We start from the raw sequence: 16977 nt of genomic DNA, 5'->3' as shown, positions 1-16977 counted from the left end.
GACACGGCAACCGCTTCGTCATCTCGATCTCCCCAACCGAGTCGACGCCTCCCTGCACGGCCTACACCCTCACGAATCCGCCGTCAACAAACCACCGCTACGAATGGCTGGATGAGAGCGCAGCTGTAACTCAGCGCGCCCTGGCGGACCGCTACCGCGTCCTTCGCTCCCTTTGACGCTGACCGTGGATGTGGCTGATGGGGAGGATTAGGGTCTGTGTGATGTTGTGATCAGTCCTGTCGATCCGAGCCCATGTAGCGGGTGGATCCGGTAGGAGTGTGATCGTGACGCGGAGGCAACTGAGCGACGAGCAGTGGGAGTTGATCGAGCCGTACCTGCCGACAGGTGAGTACGGCCCGTATCCCCAGCGGCTGCGGGACCAGTTCGAGGGTGTGATCCGGCGGTTTCGGACCGGTGGGCAAGGGCGGGAGATGCCGGCGGTGTTCGGGCCGTGGTCCACGGTCTACGGGCGCTTTCGCGTCTGGCGGGACGCCGGTGTGTTCACCGCGCGGCTGGAGGGGCTGAACGCCGAGGCCGCCCGCCGGAACCGGACGGATCTGTCCCTGGTCGGCGTGGGCTCCACGACGATGCGCGCCCGTCATGATGCCGCCGGGACGCTGGTGGGCCAGGACGTGATGGAGGTGCTCGAGGAGGCCGCCGCCGAGCAGGAACGGGCCCGGCGAAAAAGGGCGGCGAAGCGGAACACATCGGACAGCCCGGCGAGCGCGAGCGGGAGGAGCGCCGACGCGTCCGGCGACGGCACCGGGTCCGTCTGCAGCAGGCCCTGATCGGCCGCTCCCGCGGCGGGCTGACCAGCAAGGTGCACCTGGCCGCCGCCCGCCGATGCCGCCCGCCGGCGTGCACAGTGACCGCCGGACAGGCCGCGGACAGCCCGCAGTTCCTGCCCGTGCTGCACAAGATCCGCGTCCGCCTGCCGGTCGGCCGGCCCCGCACCCGCCCCGGCGCCGTCGCCGCGGACAAGGCCTATTCCTCCCGCGCCAACCGTATCTACCTGTGCAAACGCAACATCACAGCGGTCATCCCGGAGAAGAAGGACCAGGCGGCCAACCGGAAGAAGAAGGGACGCCGCCGAGGCGGCCGGCCCGTCCGCCACGATGCCGCCCTCTACCGGGAACGCAACACCGTCGAGCGCCTCATCAACCGGCTCAAGGACTGGCACGGCATCGCCACCCGCTTCGACAAGACACCCGAGAGCTGCATTGCCGGCCTGGAACTCCGCGGCTCGATGATCTGGCTCGAGGACCTCCTGCGAGCAACCAATTGATCACAACATCACACAGACCCTAATACTCCAGTCTGGTTTCGTGATCTAGCCAGTGGGTTCGCTTGCCGTCCGGCGTCGGTGGTGGCTGCGTCAGGCTGTTGCCTGGCGGCGTCTGCGCCAGATGGACCAGCTCGGCAGCGGATCGCTGACACGGTCGGTGGGTTGAGGAAAGCGGCGAGGAGGTGGCGGATCTCCTGTGGTCGGACGGCCGGTACCTGGGAACCGCAACGACTGTCAGGCGTGGGATGTGTCCGGCGCGAGGGCTTCCGTCGGCCGTGCCACCGTGATCGCGGATGGCGGTTACCGGTGCACTGGCCTGGTGATCCCACACCGCCGCGAACCAGGCCGGACCACCCCGGCGTAACGACACCACTCACCGGCTCGGCCGGCGCCCGCTACTCGTCGGGCAGGTCGGTCTCGCGGGGCTCGCGCTCGCTCACGGCGACCAGCCCAGCACACTCATGGCCGCAGTGCAGAAGCAGAGTGTTCGCGATCACGGAGCAACTTCACGGGTGTGGAAGGCGCGGCGGACGGTCTCGGCCAGGGCGTGCTTTCGGCGCTCGTGGTCCGGTGGGGAGGTGTCCTGCGCGGTGCCGGAGGGGCCCATATCCGACCAAGTCAGCGCCATGGACGTCACCAGCGCGAGAAGATCCTCTGCCTGCAGCGATGACACGACTCGCCCGTCGCGCTGGGCCTGCGTGATGGCCTGTAGCTTGGCGCCCGTCTCCGGTGCTGCGGTCGCGGTGTTCGTGGGCGTGACTCCCTCCAACCGGGCCCAGGCGGCAAGTCTGATCAGTTCCGGTTGCGCGAGAGCGGCTTCGTAGAGCCCCGTGGCGTACTGGGCGAGGTCGTCGGCAGTGAAAGGGACCGAGTCGACGACGGTTTGGGAGTGGGAGCGGAAGACGGCGTCGAAGAGGCCGAGCTTGTCACCGAAGTAGGCATACAACCGAGCTTTGTTGATCCCCGCGGCGGCCGCGATGCGGTCGACGCGGGCACCCGCGATGCCGTGGGCCGCGAAGTCGGTGGTTGCGGCGTCCAGCAGGCGGCGGCGGGTGTCTTCACTCTTGGGGTACGGCACAGCCTCATCATACAAACCAGTTAGTTTTCGTCGCGCCCGCGCCCTCTGATGATGTATGAATGAAAACGAACTGGTTAGTTTCTGCGATCGGATTGGATCGTTTGCATGACTGTGCACGCGTATGCGGTGGAGCGGGCGGGTGGCCCTGTGCAGGTGCGTCAGTACGAACCGGAGCCGCTGGAACCTCTTGAGGTGGACATCTCCGTGACCCACTGCGGCGTCTGCCACACCGATATAGGCATGATCGACAACAGTCACGGGATCTCACGGTTCCCGGTGGTAGCAGGGCATGAGGCTGTCGGCGTGATCACGGCATTGGGGGACGCCGTGGACCGCTCCCGCCTCGCTCTGGGACAGCGTGTGGGAATCGGCGCGTACGCGGGGTCGTGCTTCGCCTGCGAGTGGTGCACAACCGGCCGCCAGCACCTGTGCCCGGCCGCCGACGCAACCGTCTTCCGCGGCGACCGCGGCGGGTTCGCCACTCAACTCCGCGCCAGTGACTGGCGGCACGTGCACCCGCTCCCGGACGTCATCACCTCCGAGCAGGCAGGACCGCTGCTGTGCGCCGGTGCGACCGTTTTCTCGGCCATCGTGCGTCACGACGTCCGGCCCACAGACCGGGTCGCCGTCGTGGGTGTGGGCGGTCTGGGCCACCTGGCCATCCAGTTCCTGGCCAAGTGGGGCTGCCACGTCACCGCCGTCTCCAGGAGTGCCGAGAAGGCGGACGACGCCCGCCGTTTCGGCGCCCACGCCGTCGTCACCCCCCACGACGGGTTCGAGGACCTGGCCGGCTCGTTCCACTTCGTACTGTCCACTGTCTCGGGTGATCTGCCGTGGGACACGTACCTCAACGCGTTGCGTCCCCAGGGGACCCTGTGCGTGGCCGGCGTCCCCGACAGCAGCTTCACCGTGCACCCGCTCAGCATCCTGACGGGCGAAAGAAAACTCGCGGGAGGCCTCACGGGGACGCCCGCCGAGACCCGCCAGATGCTTGACTTCGCCGCGCGCCACGGGATCCGCCCCGCCACGGAGACATACCCGGTCTCCCGCATCAACGAGGCACTCGACCACGTCCGCCGTGGTCGAGCGCGCTACCGCGCCGTCCTTGAGATGTGAGCGTCGTAGGCCACCGTCCTGCCTCCTCGCCGACACGGCGCCCGGCGATCCGTGGGAGCGAGCCGTCAAGGCCTGCCTGACCGTTCTGTGCCACCGCGACGGCGGGCAGACGGTCGGCCGCCACCTGGCGCAACCGGTGACGGCCCATCCCGGACGGGAGAATGAACCGCCGACTTGTATGGGGGTATCGGGACGCGGTCGGGTTGGCCGGCGCCGCTGGCCCTGCGGCCCGCTCGCTTCTCCCCCGTGGAATCACGGGGGAGAAGCGAGCGGGCCGCCCCGAAAAAGGGGGCCCGGTGGGGCGGCCCTCAGCACTCCGGTCTGACTTCGCAATCTTGTAGCGGACCCGGCTGGGAACGGGTACGGCCACCGCGTGATCATCAGTTGGTGTGTGGACAAACGAAGATCGTGCGGTGGCCGCGGGCCATAGCGTAGACCCCGCCCGCTGGCGGATGATGTTCGGCCAGGTCATGGCCCGGATCGCGGGACGATTCGGCCGAGTGGAGCCGCGGGCGACCGCCCGCGCCTATCTACTCGGCCTGCTGTCGGGCGTCGAACGCAAGAACTGCTGGCAGCTGGCCGAACAGGCCGGTCATGTCCGGCCCGGACCGATGCAGCGCCTGCTGCGTTACGCCCGCTGGGACGCCGATGCCGTCCGTGACGACCTGCGCGCCTACGCCGTCGACCACCTCGACGCCGACGGCGCGGTGCTCATCGTGGACGAGACCGGTTTCGTGAAGAAGGGCCACGCCTCGGCGGGCGTGCAACGGCAGTACACCGGCACCGCGGGACGCATCGAGAACTTCCAGGTCGGTGTGTTCCTCGCCTACGCCACCGAGCGGGGACGGGCGTTGATCGACCGCCGGCTCTACCTGCCCGAGCAGTCCTGGTGCACCGATCCCGGACGCCGCCGCGAGGCCGGGATACCCGAGGCGGTACAGTTCGCGACCAAGCCCCGCCTGGCTGCAGAGATGATCACCGCCGCGCTGGACGCCGGCATCAGCGCCGCCTGGGTGACCGGCGACGAAGCCTACGGCCAGGACCCTCATCTACGGCTTGCCCTGGAGGCCCGCGGCATCGGCTACGTGCTGGCCGTCGCCTGCTCGACGAGAGTGAGGATCAACCAGGGCCGCACCCTTGTCCGCGCGGACACCGTCGCCGGCCGTCTGCCCGCCACGGCCTGGCAGCGGCACAGTGCCGGCCACGGCGCGAAGGGACCGCGCCACTACGACTGGGCCTGGGTCCACATCGGCACCGGCAGCCACCGCCACCTGCTGATCCGCCGCAACCGGACCACCGGCGAACTCGCCTTCTACCTGTGCTGGTCACCCACCGCGGTGACGCTGGCCGAACTGGTCCGCGTCGCCGGCACCCGCTGGAGCATCGAGGAGTGCTTCCAGGCCGCCAAGAGCCAGGTCGGCCTCGACCACTACCAGGTCAGGCACTGGACCTCATGGCACCGGCACATCACCCTCGCCATGCTGGCCCTGGCCTTCCTGGCCGCCGTCGCCGCCGACGCGGCCCCCGACCGGCACCACCCGGCCCGCAGCAACGACCCGATCTCCCTGACCGTCCCGGAGATCCGCCACCTACTCGCCGCCGTGTTCCACCCACTAGCCGCCATGCCCACAGCCCGACTGCTGCACTGGTCCGCCTGGCGCAGACAGCATCAGGCAACAGCCCGACGCAGCCACTACCGACGGCGCCTCGGCGAACCTGCTGGATAGGCCACGAAACCGCACTGGAGTATTAGGTGCCTCAATGCCCGAGAGGTGCTTGACGTGCTGCAACGTTTGCGACCCTGAGACAAGAGGGCCGTCACGCAAGCCGATGAAGGCCCGTCGGCGCAGCCGAACCGGCCGGTATCCCCCTGTCGGGGCGTTGACGGTGCTCCTGCGCGGGCGCGCCCGGCCCGGTGCGGGCCATCTCATTCCCGGCGCACACCGGTGGCAGCCCGCCGGCATGGGTCGAGCACCATGGCGATCCAGGTCTGCAGGGGACTGGTGTAGTCGACGCCGAGCAGCGGGCCCGGCCAGGGGCGGTGCAGGCGGTGGGCGAGGTGGTGGACGAAGCGGCCCCCGCTGCCCAGCGCGGCCGGCCTGGTACGGCCGTGGTCGGCGCGCACCAGCGTCTCGCAGGCGGGGTCGGTCAGCGCGGCCGCGACGGTGACGAGCTCGGGCAGGACGACGGCGTCCCTCACCAGCGCACGCCACCCCTCGCCCGGCCCGCCCGGCCTGTCTGCCATCGCGCCGGTTGTGGGCGTGGGTGAGGGCGGCGGTGCGGGCGGGCCAGAGTTGTTCGTCCGGCCAGTGCGGGGCCTGCCGCCACCACCAGCACACCACCGCCCGGGCGAGTGCGAACACCTGCTGCGGATCATGCCCGCGCACCCTGGCCCGGCGGGCGAGGGCGGGCCAGTGCTGCTGGGCCCGGCCGATGGCCGGGCAGGCCGCCACGCTCAGCTGCCCACGTGGCCGGTGGTGGTCGGGGTCGTGCAGCCAGCGCTGGTGGCGCAGGCATACGCGCTGCCAGGACGGCACGAAACGCACCACCTGAACGGCCCGTCCGGTGCGGCGGGCGGTGCACAGCCGGCACGCGAGCGCTAGGGGAGCCAGCGTGGCCGCCACCCGCCAGCGTGCCCGCCCCGCCCCGGCCGTGCCGCGCCGCCGGGCAGCTGGTCGGAGCCGAAGGCGGCCGGCCCGCGGGAGAAGGACGGCAGTGCCCGCGCCAGCACGTGTCCGGGCACACCGCTGATCTGTGCCAGCACCTCCTGCCCGGCGGTGTCGAGGAGGACCTCGGCCGCCGGACAGCCCGGCTGCCGCTTGTCGGGGCGGGCGTTGGTCTGCTGCCACCACCCCAGCAGCGCCGGCTGCGACATCCCGAACCCCGCGGTCAGACGGCCCAGGTACGACCAGGTCGTCTCCCCCTGAAGCGGGGCCGTCACCTGCCACGGACCAGTCACAGCTCTCAGCCTGACTCCGCACCCGCCCGCCCTGCCCGGCGATCGGCCAGGGGCCGCCCACACGAGTGAACACGCCTCGCCCGCCCGCTCCGCGCCCGGGCCGGCGCTAGAGTCCGCACCAGCGGCCCTTCCCCGCCCACGTGGGGATGCGCCGGCGCCCTACCGTCTCGACCAGACGGCTCTCCGCGAGCACGGGGAGCACCCTGTAAAAAAAGAGACCGTCTTTCTCCCGCCTGTCGCAAGGAGTCAACCCTCCGATGCCCGACCTCCCACCTGCCGCTGCCCGGTGCTGCCGGCACTGCGGCATCCCCGTCACCGGCGCCAGCCGGTGCGAGGAATGCCGCATGCGACGCCGTCCCTCGGACCGGGCCTACCGGCGCGGGCTGGCCGACGCCTGTTTTCCGCCCGCCGCCCGGGCCGCGCTGCTGGTCCGGATCGCCAGCGGCGAGCACATCAGCGACGTCTGCGCCGACCTCGGCATCACCGTCAACCGCGCCCGCAGCTACGGCCGCCACGCCCCCGCCTGGGCCCGCGCCCTGGACCTGGCCCTGAGAGCCGGCCGCGACGCCGACCTCGTCCACGGCAGCGCCATGGCCTACCGCTTCGGCCGCTGCCGCTGTCCGGACTGCCGCGCCGTCAAGGCCGCCGCCCGCCACTGAACCTGCGCAGCGGCGGCATCTGCCCGTGCCCGAGGGCGGCTGCAGAATCGTCACGTTGCGTGCCGGGACGCCAATTTTCTGTGACTGTCGGGCATGTCTGCTCGCGTCCTGCGGGCAACAGGTCGTATGCAGACGGAATATGACGGACTGATCGTTCATGGCCGGCGCTCAGGCGGACTCCCGCGCGGGGCGGCGCCGCCCTCCGGCGCGCCGGGTGCGAGCGCACGCGCTCGACGGTATTCCCGCCGGGCACCGGGCGGGATTTAGCACGGGTGAAGTCGGCTGCTCACGGCCGTGTGATTCCAATTGTGACGTGTCATTTCCCGTGGGGCTGCCGGGATGCAATGAGCGAGGTGTTAATTCGGCTTTATGATGGACTTACGCCGAGCCCGCCGACCGGCGGCCGTGGGAGGTCCTCGCCGGGAGCGTGCAATTTCAGTCGGCCGGTACCGGCCGGTTGTGATCGAATTCGGCGGTTTCTGATCCGTCAAACCCGCAGGTGACCTCATTGATCTTGAGGACCATTCGGTCGAAGGGTGCGTACCGCCTCAAGGTGCGCGACGCCGCGAAGCGTCTCGTTTCGGCGGCCGGGTCACCGGTCGGCGGGCGGGAAGAGGTAGGGGAAACCCCAGGGTTGGGGTTTTCCTTGCGAGAGATAGAGGCGGGGCATGCCCCGGGACCTGCGCATGGTGTTTACTGGACAGCGGTCTGAACCTTGCGGGTCCGGGCCCATTCGGGAGGTCTTGGAGTGTGGTGCTCCAAGGCCTCCCTCTTTTTACCCCGCCGTTCCATTCGGGCTACCGGTCGCTCACCTGTGCGCCCGGTTATGCATTTCCCATAGATATCTGAAGCCTGGAGTTCCGCATACCTGTACGCGCCGGACGGTTGAATGAATTACTAAAATCCGCGCGGCCTGCTTGCCCGGCGGCCTGCGTGCGGCGCGGAAAACCCCAGCTCTGGGGGTTGTTAGGCCGTTCCTAAGTTGGCTGGCCTATTTGTCATCGCGCGCGGTAGCGTAATCGGCGGTCGTCGTCGACACGTGCTGCCCGGTCACACCACAACCGGGCGGGAGTTCGCGAGGAGAGGGCACCGGACCCGCACCACAACGGGTGCGCCCTCCCTCACCAGGGGGCGCACCCGCCCGATTGTGATTGAAAGGTTGACCAAACGATGGGTGCCACCCCTTGCGGTGGCGTTGCTCCGCGCGCCCTCTATACGGGCTGCAGCGGTAGACGAGCGACGCACCGCCCGCACCACCCGGCCATCCCGGCAGGCGCCGTAGCGTACGGCCGCCAGACCCTGACGGAACGAGGTCTGCGCGATGCCCGTCACCAGTGACGCCCCCCGCCTGACCGACCTGCTCCTGGGGCGCGTGCGCCTGCCCGAGGAGAGTTTCCTGGACCACCTGCCCGACGAAACCTGGGAGGTCATGGTCAAGGACTGGGACCAGCGCGTGCGCTCCTACGAGCGCGACGCCCTGCTGCCCCTGGGAGAAGCCGACCGGCAGGTGTTCATCATCGTGCAGGGCTGCGTCCGCCAGGACCGCTATCCCCTGGGCGAGGTCGCCGACGCTCCCACGATCACCCGGTTCCGCGGCATCGGCCAGCTCGTGGGCGAGGCCAAGCTCATCGACCCCACCGCCACCGTCACCACCCGCTGCCTGTCCAAGACCTACGCCATCCCCTGGCGCGCCCGCTACATGGCCGCCCTGCAAAACGAGCGGCCCGAGGTCCGCCTGGCCCTGCTGCGCAGCATCGAGGACCGCCACCGCCGCGACGAACGCATCTACGCCACCTTCGCCCGGCCCACCTTCCAGCGCGTCAGCGCACTGCTGGCGCACCTGGCCGAGACCGCCGGCGTCCCCGACCCCACCCTGTCGCGGCGCACCGTCATCAACGGCCCGACCCAGAAGGACCTCGCCGCCGCCCTCCAGCTCGGCGTCTCCACCGTGGAGAACGCGATCCGCACCCTGCGCTACCACGGCGTGGTCGAGGCCGGATACCGCAAGTTCACCGTCCACGACCTGGACGCCCTGCACCGCAGCGCCGGAGTCTGACCCCTGCCCACGGGATCGCGCCGACTCCCTCTTTCTTCTCCCTTTGAGCTCCGCTGCCCGCCCCTCTCCACCGAGGCGGGCAGCGGTGATCTTCGTGAACGGATCACAGCATGCTGCTCAGCACCACCACACCGGCGGCCGAGAACCCCGCCGCGCTGGCAACCAGCACCACGGCCGGGGCCGGTTCCCTGGCCCTGACCGCGGGCATCTCCGCCGTCATGGCCGTCCTCGCCACCTACACCCTGCTCCACCACAAGCAGGTCTTCGCCTGGACGAAGGCCATGCGTCGCCGCGACGACGACACCGCCACCCTCGCCGGTCCCGCCCAGTGGATCGGCAAGCTCTACGAAGAACAGTGCGGCCTGGCCCAAAAGCCCTGCCACACCGCGGAGTTCAAAGAGCTGGCCCGGGTCACCAACATGATCAAAGGCATCGCCGACCACACCGCGGCCCTGCGCACCGAACTGAACCACATCGTGGAACAGGCCGACGACTACCTCGCCACCGCCCTGCCCGACCCCGGCCCCGCCACCAAAATCAGCACTAGCGAACACCGCCACCAGCTGGTCCGCGCCATGCGCCAGGAAGCCGCCCGCACCGAACTGGAACGCGCCCTCATCACCGCAGAACAGAAGATCAACACGCTACGCCGCGGCTGACGGCACACCGTACGCGAGAGGAAGGGGCACTGCCAGCCGGCGTCTCCTTGCCGACGCACGAGAGTGGCCCGGGCCGAGAGCCCAGCCAGCGTGCGCGGTGTCCGTCGGCCACAGACCGGGCCGGCAGCGGCCCGCCGGCGCACCGCGCAGGCCAAACCGCGCCCCGGCGCGATGACCTCTTCGACCGCCCGGGCACAGGAGGCGAAGACGTGACACCCTGCGCGTCCGGCCTGGTGCCTCACCCCCCATGGTGAAGCACCAGGCCGGACCACGGGGCCGGACGCAACACGGAAGACGGCCCGTCCTGCGCAGACGCCGTCAGATGTCCGTCCCGCCCGCGCCGGTGTTCGCCCTCGGGCACCCAGGACGGAAAGGGATCTTCTCCTGCTGCTGGCGCCGCTCCGTCAGGCGGATGCGTAGGATCTGACAGCGTGGGGGGCCCAAAACGCATCATCTGGTGCCGCGTTACTGGCTGAGCGTATTCGCCGAGGACGGCCATGTGCTGGGGCGCTGGCGCGAGGGTGCGGAGTACCGGACCCGGTTGCGCGGGGCGGCAGCGGCCCGGCACTTCAATACCGACCCGTTCGCCGAGGGCGAGTGCCGCACCGTGCTGGAGACCTACCTGGGCGACCGCGTCGACAACCCGGCCGCACGCGTTATGCGGGCGATCCGCCAGGGTTACTGGCCGCTGGAGGAGACCGACCAGCAGACGCTGGTCGAGGCGCTGGCGTGGCAGCTGGTGCGCACGCGTGCCTTCCGGGCGTGGGACGAGCAGGTGGGGGAGCATCTGTTCCCGCCGATGTGGGCGGCCGAGGCGGTGGGCTTCGTCGAGGAGCACTCCGGGCGTGCGCTCACCCCCGAGCAGCGCCTGCAGGTCTTCCATGCCGCCCTGCGCCAGAGTCCGCCGGCGTCGGTGATCACCGACCAGCGGATGGCGCTGCGCTCGGCCATCCGGGCCTTCGAGCGCGTACGCGCCTTCCTCAGCGCCGACGAACGGCGCCTGGTCCTGCTGCGCTCCGACCGGCCGCTGCTGGTGATCGGCGACAGCGGCGTGGTCCTGCGCCGTCAGGACGGCGCGCACGGCATCACGCCCCCGCTGCTGTCCGCCACCTCCCAGCTTCTGGCGCCGCTGTCACCGCAGCATCTGCTCATCTCCACCACCCGCTCCCACTACCGTCCCGAAGAGGTGCTCACCCCCAAGCGGGCCGCCAAGGCCAACACCGGCGCGGCCGCCTGGTGCCAGGAGGCCGTCTACCGGCTGCCGTCCATGCCCTGGCCCGCCCGGCTGCGCATCCCCGGCACCGCCCCGCAGGTGCGGGCCCCCGCCCTCGTGGCACGCCCCGACGACGGCGGGACGCCGGCCACCCAGCCGCGCCACCCCGCCATCCGCGACCCCGAACTACGGGCCATCCTGCAGCAGTTCACGGCGCCTCCACCCCGGCAACGGAAAATTCCGAGCCCGCCGATCGGGCCGCGCCGTAATGTCGGGGGGCATGACGGAAACGGGAGACTGGCCGACGCGGCTGACGAACATGCACCGCGTCGTGCAGGAGCGGAGATCAACCCGTACGAGCTGCGGGAGCGGTAGAAGGACAGCAGAGGGCCCCGGCCGGGAGCTTGGTGTTCGCGGTGGTCAGGCCGCTGGCGTGAAGAGTTAGAGCAGGCGTTCCTTCTGCCGGGCGCCCAGGCCCTGGACACGGCGGCTCTCGGAGATTTCGAGTTCGTCCAGGAGCTGTGCGGCGCGGACCTTGCCGATGCCGGGCAGGGGCCTCGCGAGCATCTCCAGGACCAGGCCGTGGGCGGTGAGGTGGTCGGCGAGCGCGGTGAGTTCGGCGGCGTCGCGGCCGAGCCGCCTCATCTCGTACGCGGTGAAGATGACCCGGCAGTGCGGGGCGTGCGCCTTGACCTCCCGCACCGTACGAGCGCCTCCTCGAACTGGGCCCTCCGCGGACGCGGGTGCTGATCTTCTCGCTGAAGATCTTGTCCCTCGGGATGCCGTGGCCCGCAAGGCGTCGAGCTGGGAGTCGTCGTCCTGCCCAAGGGCGGAGCAAGGGGCGCGGGTGGTGCCGTCTCTTACGCCGGCCTCAGCGCCGGTTCTCGTGATCGTCACGGACTCATGGCAGGCCGAGCCCTCCACGGTCCGCGCACGCGTGGAACTCGTCCACGGTCAGCGTCGGATGCGCAGGGCTTGGCGGCATGGGGAAGGGCAGTCCGGCCCCGCGTACCTCGATGATCTTTGGGGTGGGGTCTCGTCGCAGCCGTGTGTCTCGTGGAGGCGGGCCCGGAGAACGTCACTCGATGCGGGTCGTTGCCCTACCTGCCGGCCAGGGCTGCTGATACTCGATGAGTCGGCCTGCCGGGTCGTGTCGGCAGTTGGGTGCGAACAACAACTTTGCTCAAGAAGCAGCGCCGGGTATGCGGCCCGAAGAAGGGAGTGTCTTGTCGCATACTCGGCGCTGACCGGCAGAGTTACGCCGTCGTGGCTGCCGGCTCGGTGGCTTCGACTGCGGACTTGAAGTCGGGGTGGACCCCGATTTGATCAAGCCACACGCTCATCGAGTTGTAGCAATTGAACCTTTCGATCTTTCCGTCACGGAGGTACCAGAGGTCCGCCGCCGGCACGTCGATCCGGTTCCCGGTCGGTGGGATCTCGCCGACCGGAGTCGGAAACCCTCCGAGATGCGTGCCCTGGATTCGCAACTCGACGGCGACGACATCACCGAACGCATGTACCTCGAGCAGCTCACGGTGTACATCGGGGAACGAGCGGGCGAGGCCCGCGAGCACCTGAGGAATCTGCTCTCCGCGGAAACTCTGCGAGGTCGACATGTCGTTGAACGACCCGTCCTCGGTGAACAAGGCCAGGAAACCGTCACCGTCGAGAACGTTCCCTTCCGCGAGCCGGTAAGCCTCGCGAATGATCTTTTCGTTACTTTCCATTCCTGTTCTCCTTTGAGTTCGCAACATGCTCACGGTCCGCGCTTGTCTTTGATCGACCCTTCCCGGCTGTCGTAACGATAATTGTTACGGCGGCTTGTCGCAACCTTCACTGTTGCGACTGTGCTGTCGCAACATGGAGCGTTGCGACCGGAGGAGGGATCATGAGCGCCAACAGCAGGCTGACCGTCGCTGGCGCGCGAGCTGGGGTCGATCACCCTGCTCGACGTGTACGAGGCAGGGGGACCCGGCCCGCTGTTCGCGATGCACCGCACCACCCCGGACCAGGGATGCGTGGTGGGTCACGGCATCCAGCCGGCAATGCGGGGCATCTACCAGGACATCGAGGAGACCCTGAGACACGAACTGGCCCGCGTCACGCTCGAGAAGGTACTCAGGGACGTACTCGCGGCACCTCGCCAGCCTCTCTGATCAGCTGGGCGACCCCGTGCGAACCGTAGGGTTCGGCGTGGGTTCTGCCCACCGGGGCGGAGTGACGTGAGCGTGGAGATGGAATCCCGCGCCGAACGCGTTGGATCCGCCGCCGGAACAGACGGCGGGCGCAGGCCGAGCTCACCGCGGACCAGGCCGTGCTCGTCCAGCGGCTCTACGACGACGAGCGGGAGAAGACCGTCCAGCAGATCCCCGACGGATTCGGCGTGCCCCGTTTCACGGTGCACGGGCACCTCGACAAGCCCAGACCGCCCCCCGCCAGGCCCAGAAGGCTGCGACCGCCCACCCAGCCGGACAGCCGGACAGACCATCAGCTGCCGCACTTCCTCAGACCCCGGGTTTCTCCGGTGACGTCGGCGGCTCGGCCGGCGTCGGCATGGGCGGCCGGAGGAGGACGGCACGGGCCACGGAGGGGGCGAACAGGCTGGTGACGGGTGCGCAAAGGCCCAGTACGGAGCGGAAGGCGGTCCCCACCACCGGGTCACCGGGGTAGCGCTCCAGGACGCGCCGCAGGTACCAGACGGCGACGCGGTCCGCCGACCCGGAGGCCAGGGCACTGCCCACCGCGCCCGGCATCGAGCGGTCCGACCCGGCGGAGATGCCCCATGCCCGCCGGGACGCCGCGAGGAGCGCTTTCTGCACGCGCCGCGTCGTGGGGATCCGGCGCGGATCGGACAGGGTCTCACGCAGGACGACCGCGCTCATCGCGGCGACAGCCATCCCCTGCCCGTAGATCGGGTTGAACGTGCACAGGGCGTCGCCGGTGGCAAGGAATCCTGCCGGGCGGCGGCCGGGCAGGTCGTAGCGGCGGCGGATGTTCGCGGTCCGCCGGTAGCCGAACGCCGACGAGAGGGGCTCGGCCTCGTCCAGCCACCGATGCAGAAGCGGATGCGGCAGCCTCTTCCTGACGTACGTCACGAACCCGTCGTCGTCCGTGGGCGGTTCGTCATCGCGCAGCCCCGACACGATGACCAGATGGGTGCCGCCCTCGGCGTCGCCTTCTGCGGCGTCAGCCCGCCATTGCGCTCCTGCAACCACATCGCCGCGACCTGCGGATACGCCTCGGCCAGCGACACACCTAACGAACGCGCCACAGCGCCCTTTCGGTCAGGCCGCCCGACCGAAGCCCTCGCTGGTCAGGTTCTCCTCCCGTAGCTGCGTGAAATCCACATCCAGCTTCGGGTCGTACGCCTCGGGCTGGATGCCGAGCTCGTGCGTGGAGTATTCGCCGAACCGGTTGATGTGCTCGGTCAGGTACGGCGAGATGTGGGCCGATTCCTCCGGCTCGATCGTCCAACCCTCCTTCAGCAACTGCCGGACGATCTCCGCGATGTCCAGGGCGTTGTGGAAGATCACCGCGTTCGTGAGCAGCGCGTTGAACTTCATCGCCTTCTCCTGCTCGACGGGGTCGTTGTCGGCGAGGACGCCACGGTTGCCGAAGCCGAGCCACTGGGAGAAGCCGTTAAACGCCTCGACCTTGTTCGTCGCCGCGGTCACCCGCCGGCGCAGCGGGGCATCCGAGAGGTAGCGCAGCAGATGCACGGTGCGAATCACGCGGCCGACCTCGCGGAACGCGGTGTAGGTGGCGTTCTTCCACGATCCCGACCGCAGCCGCTTCAGCAGCGTGGACGAGGAGATCGCTCCCTCGCGTACGGAGATCGCCACCTCATACATCACCAGTTAGCTGTACGGTGAGGAGATCCCGCCCATGCCCGGGCACCCGGACTGGGAGGCCCCGGAGGCAGGAGCCCTCGAAGGGCTCCTGACGGCAATGGTGCAGCCCCCGCCAGCCCCTCACACAGGTCGGAGAAGATGTCCCATTTATCCGTCGGTGTCGGCGCTCCCGATCCCGCTCCCGTCACGATCCTCCTCGTCGAGGACGACGAGGTGATCCGTAGGTCGGTCGCGATGGCGCTGGAGCGTTACGGCTGTTCCACAGACAGCTCCATGCCGATAGATCGAACCACACAAGATCAAGTAACGCTGACGGAATCACGAGACACTAGGTGGTCGTGTCCGGGTTTTGAGTGCGGGTCACGTCAGCCTGGGTTCGTCGGCCACGACCAAGGTCGTCCAGCTTGACGGCTTCATCGACCCCAACGCCCCGAGCATCTCGTGCCCTCTTCCGAGGGGGCCTCCGCGGGTGTCTCGTGCCGGAAGCGGCCGGGTGGCACGCCGTATTTGCGGCGGAAGGCGGCGGCGAACGCGAACTCCGAGGCGTACCCGACCTCATGGGCGATCGCGGAAAGTGGGCGAGTCGTGCCCCGCAACAGGCGCGCGGCGAGATCGAGGCGCACGCTGGAGACGTACGCCATGGGTGGTTTGCCAATCGATGAGCTGAAGCGTCCCGTGAAGACGGTGCGGGACAGGCCGGCCACCTCGCTCAGCCGGCGCACGTTCCACGGTGCGCGAGGGTTCTCGTGGATCGCGTCGAGGGCCGCGGCGATGCCCGGATCGTCCTCTTCCGGCGGGGCGTAGGAGCGCAGCAGCGTGACCAGCATAAGGTCGATCAGCGCGGCCCGGGTGGCCGCCGTGCCGTGGCGTTCCTCGGCGACCTCCTGGCCGAGCAGCGCGACCAGTGCCCGCTCGGCGCCCAGGCCAGGTACGGCCACGAGCGGGGGCATGCTGCGCAGGAAGGGATGCACGCGGCCACGGGTCAGCCGGTAGGCGCCGCAGATCACCCGCGCCTCGGCGTTCCTGTCCTCGCCTTCGGCGGCAGTCTTCTCGTGCCGGCACGTGGGCAGGTCGTCCAGCGGGCGTGGGCGGCGGCTGAAGCCGTGCCGGGCACCGTTCGGGCAGAGCACAACGTCACCGGCCGTAACCCGGTAGGACGGGCCGCCTTCGGCAGCCGCCCAGCCCTCGCCGTGGAGCAGCACGTAGAAGCCCACGCCCTCGAAGGGCGGATGACTCCAGCCCCAGTCGTCGGTCTCGTCGACACGATGGGCGTAAGAGACCCCAGAGCGCAGGCCGCCGATCGCCTCGGTGATCACATCCACCCCCGCATCGTACTGACCGGCGTCCGGACGAACGCGTATCCGCCACGGACGGTGGCATATGGCCGCGGGGCTTGCCCGCGTATTGAATTAATCGATGTGGGCTACAAGATCATCGCCGACAATGCGGCCATGACCGAACAATGTGTACGGCTAGCACCGGAGCCGCTTGCCGCGCCGCGGGCGCCTCGGCGTGCTTCCAGCATTGCACCTAGTCTACGTTGAGAAGATTTACCATGATTCGCAGGGTAGAGGAGAAGCCTTGAAAGTCACTGCATTCGGGATCTTCGCGGTTGCCGCGGAAAAGCAGCAAGACCTCGTCGAAGCGATCAACCGTGCCGGCGAGGTCGTCCGTAAATTGCCGGGCTTTCTCGGTTCGACTCTCTACGCTTCCGCGGACGGCACCAGAGTGGTGAATCAGTCGCATTGGGCCAGCATCGAGAGTCACGATGCCGTACTCGAAGATCCTGAGGCGATGGCGCTGGCCGAAGTGATGTTCGCGATCGCGAAGCCGGATCCGATCATTTGTGTGGAACGCGGCGAGTTCAGCCCCGCCTGACGGGGTAGGCGACGCGGCGAGATGCCTGCTGCATGCAGGCCCTTTCCGCGTCGCCTCGGCAGCCGGTGCGCCCAGTGATGAGGGTAATATCGGGTCAATTGGAACTAATTATCAATTGCCCCCACACTAGTGTGATGCGCCAGAAATTGCGTCTCTAAGTCTGTAGTGTATTGGTATGTCGCCAGGTCCTCGTGCTGGTGAAGTCAGGTTGTCTGCTGCGGAG

14 protein-coding genes and 5 pseudogenes are annotated in these 16977 nt (G+C 69.1%); 11 read left to right on the top strand and 8 right to left on the bottom strand.

All coding sequences use genetic code 11. The features are described from left to right. Positions 1-284: 284 nt before the first annotated feature. Positions 285-1285 (top strand): annotated as a pseudogene (locus IE271_RS38240) (IS5 family transposase). Positions 1286-1481: 196 nt separating this feature from the next. Next, positions 1482-1637, top strand: a pseudogene (locus tag IE271_RS38235) (IS5/IS1182 family transposase); the annotation flags it as partial. Positions 1638-1778: 141 nt separating this feature from the next. Here IE271_RS38235 and IE271_RS38230 read toward each other — a convergent pair. Further along, positions 1779-2363 carry a TetR/AcrR family transcriptional regulator gene (locus IE271_RS38230; protein WP_190195063.1) on the bottom strand — a complete coding sequence of 195 codons (585 nt, stop codon included), beginning with the start codon at positions 2361-2363 and terminating at the stop codon, positions 1779-1781. A gap of 105 nt (positions 2364-2468) precedes the next feature. On the opposite strand from IE271_RS38230, the gene IE271_RS38225 reads away from it, so the two are divergent. Further along, complete coding sequence (locus IE271_RS38225; protein ID WP_190195062.1) at positions 2469-3479, top strand: NAD(P)-dependent alcohol dehydrogenase; 1011 nt, start codon at positions 2469-2471, stop codon at positions 3477-3479. Positions 3480-3931: 452 nt separating this feature from the next. Further along, complete coding sequence (locus IE271_RS38220; protein ID WP_444546152.1) at positions 3932-5206, top strand: IS701 family transposase; 1275 nt, start codon at positions 3932-3934, stop codon at positions 5204-5206. A gap of 200 nt (positions 5207-5406) precedes the next feature. Here the strand turns inward: IE271_RS38220 and IE271_RS38215 are convergent, their stop codons facing one another. After that, the gene (locus tag IE271_RS38215) at positions 5407-5724 is read right to left on the bottom strand and encodes a hypothetical protein (RefSeq protein WP_190195061.1); all 318 of its coding nucleotides are present in this window, start codon (positions 5722-5724) and stop codon (positions 5407-5409) included. 354 nt (positions 5725-6078) lie between these two features. Next, complete coding sequence (locus IE271_RS38210) at positions 6079-6438, bottom strand: hypothetical protein (RefSeq protein ID WP_190195060.1); 360 nt, start codon at positions 6436-6438, stop codon at positions 6079-6081. A gap of 344 nt (positions 6439-6782) precedes the next feature. On the opposite strand from IE271_RS38210, the gene IE271_RS38205 reads away from it, so the two are divergent. The 4 genes from IE271_RS38205 (at position 6783) to IE271_RS38190 (ending at position 11400) form a co-directional block, all read left to right on the top strand. Next, the gene (locus tag IE271_RS38205; RefSeq protein WP_190195059.1) at positions 6783-7097 is read left to right on the top strand and encodes a hypothetical protein; all 315 of its coding nucleotides are present in this window, start codon (positions 6783-6785) and stop codon (positions 7095-7097) included. 1321 nt (positions 7098-8418) lie between these two features. Then, positions 8419-9153, top strand: a complete 735-nt coding sequence (locus IE271_RS38200) for a Crp/Fnr family transcriptional regulator (RefSeq protein WP_190195058.1) — start codon at positions 8419-8421, stop codon at positions 9151-9153. A 110-nt stretch (positions 9154-9263) separates the two neighbouring features. Then, a complete protein-coding gene (locus tag IE271_RS38195) occupies positions 9264-9812 on the top strand; it encodes a hypothetical protein (protein WP_229919886.1) in 549 nt (182 codons plus the stop codon). A 457-nt stretch (positions 9813-10269) separates the two neighbouring features. Beyond that, positions 10270-11400: a DUF4238 domain-containing protein gene (locus IE271_RS38190; protein ID WP_190195057.1), complete on the top strand. Its 1131-nt coding sequence runs from the start codon at positions 10270-10272 to the stop codon at positions 11398-11400. Positions 11401-11466: 66 nt separating this feature from the next. Here IE271_RS38190 and IE271_RS43740 read toward each other — a convergent pair whose 3' ends face one another. Both IE271_RS43740 and IE271_RS38175 read right to left on the bottom strand, forming a co-directional pair. After that, the gene (locus IE271_RS43740) at positions 11467-11727 is read right to left on the bottom strand and encodes a hypothetical protein (RefSeq protein WP_308435251.1); all 261 of its coding nucleotides are present in this window, start codon (positions 11725-11727) and stop codon (positions 11467-11469) included. 554 nt (positions 11728-12281) lie between these two features. Beyond that, on the bottom strand, positions 12282-12752 hold the full coding sequence (locus IE271_RS38175) for a nuclear transport factor 2 family protein (protein ID WP_190195056.1): 471 nt from the start codon (positions 12750-12752) through the stop codon (positions 12282-12284). 186 nt (positions 12753-12938) lie between these two features. On the opposite strand from IE271_RS38175, the pseudogene IE271_RS38170 reads away from it, so the two are divergent. Then, positions 12939-13181: pseudogene (locus tag IE271_RS38170) on the top strand (Rrf2 family transcriptional regulator); the annotation flags it as partial. A 348-nt stretch (positions 13182-13529) separates the two neighbouring features. Here IE271_RS38170 and IE271_RS38165 read toward each other — a convergent pair. Both IE271_RS38165 and IE271_RS38160 read right to left on the bottom strand, forming a co-directional pair. Then, a pseudogene (locus IE271_RS38165) lies at positions 13530-14192 on the bottom strand (FAD-dependent monooxygenase family protein); the annotation flags it as partial. Positions 14193-14309: 117 nt separating this feature from the next. Next, positions 14310-14876 (bottom strand): Tn3 family transposase, encoded by a 567-nt coding sequence (locus IE271_RS38160; RefSeq protein ID WP_229919887.1) that lies wholly within the window; start codon positions 14874-14876, stop codon positions 14310-14312. A gap of 138 nt (positions 14877-15014) precedes the next feature. Here IE271_RS38160 and IE271_RS42915 point away from each other — a divergent pair. Next, positions 15015-15131, top strand: a pseudogene (locus IE271_RS42915) (DNA-binding response regulator); the annotation flags it as partial. A gap of 158 nt (positions 15132-15289) precedes the next feature. Here IE271_RS42915 and IE271_RS38155 read toward each other — a convergent pair. Further along, positions 15290-16198, bottom strand: a complete 909-nt coding sequence (locus IE271_RS38155) for an AraC family transcriptional regulator (RefSeq protein WP_190195054.1) — start codon at positions 16196-16198, stop codon at positions 15290-15292. Between the two features lie 259 nt (positions 16199-16457). On the opposite strand from IE271_RS38155, the gene IE271_RS38150 reads away from it, so the two are divergent. Further along, on the top strand, positions 16458-16754 hold the full coding sequence (locus tag IE271_RS38150) for an antibiotic biosynthesis monooxygenase family protein (RefSeq protein ID WP_190195053.1): 297 nt from the start codon (positions 16458-16460) through the stop codon (positions 16752-16754). Positions 16755-16977: the final 223 nt, after the last annotated feature.

The sequence above is a fragment of the Streptomyces minutiscleroticus genome (assembly GCF_014650875.1).
Taxonomy (GTDB): domain Bacteria; phylum Actinomycetota; class Actinomycetes; order Streptomycetales; family Streptomycetaceae; genus Streptomyces; species Streptomyces minutiscleroticus.
This window is presented reverse-complemented; position numbering and strand designations above follow the sequence as displayed.

Coding starts and splice junctions, on each gene's coding strand:
- IE271_RS38195 (WP_229919886.1), top strand. CDS start 9,264: ATGCTGCTCAGCACCACCACACCGGCGGCCGAGAACCCCGCCGCGCTG.
- IE271_RS38225 (WP_190195062.1), top strand. CDS start 2,469: ATGACTGTGCACGCGTATGCGGTGGAGCGGGCGGGTGGCCCTGTGCAG.
- IE271_RS38175 (WP_190195056.1), bottom strand. CDS start 12,752: ATGGAAAGTAACGAAAAGATCATTCGCGAGGCTTACCGGCTCGCGGAA.
- IE271_RS38220 (WP_444546152.1), top strand. CDS start 3,932: ATGATGTTCGGCCAGGTCATGGCCCGGATCGCGGGACGATTCGGCCGA.
- IE271_RS38200 (WP_190195058.1), top strand. CDS start 8,419: ATGCCCGTCACCAGTGACGCCCCCCGCCTGACCGACCTGCTCCTGGGG.
- IE271_RS38215 (WP_190195061.1), bottom strand. CDS start 5,724: ATGGCAGACAGGCCGGGCGGGCCGGGCGAGGGGTGGCGTGCGCTGGTG.
- IE271_RS38160 (WP_229919887.1), bottom strand. CDS start 14,876: ATGTATGAGGTGGCGATCTCCGTACGCGAGGGAGCGATCTCCTCGTCC.
- IE271_RS38205 (WP_190195059.1), top strand. CDS start 6,783: ATGCGACGCCGTCCCTCGGACCGGGCCTACCGGCGCGGGCTGGCCGAC.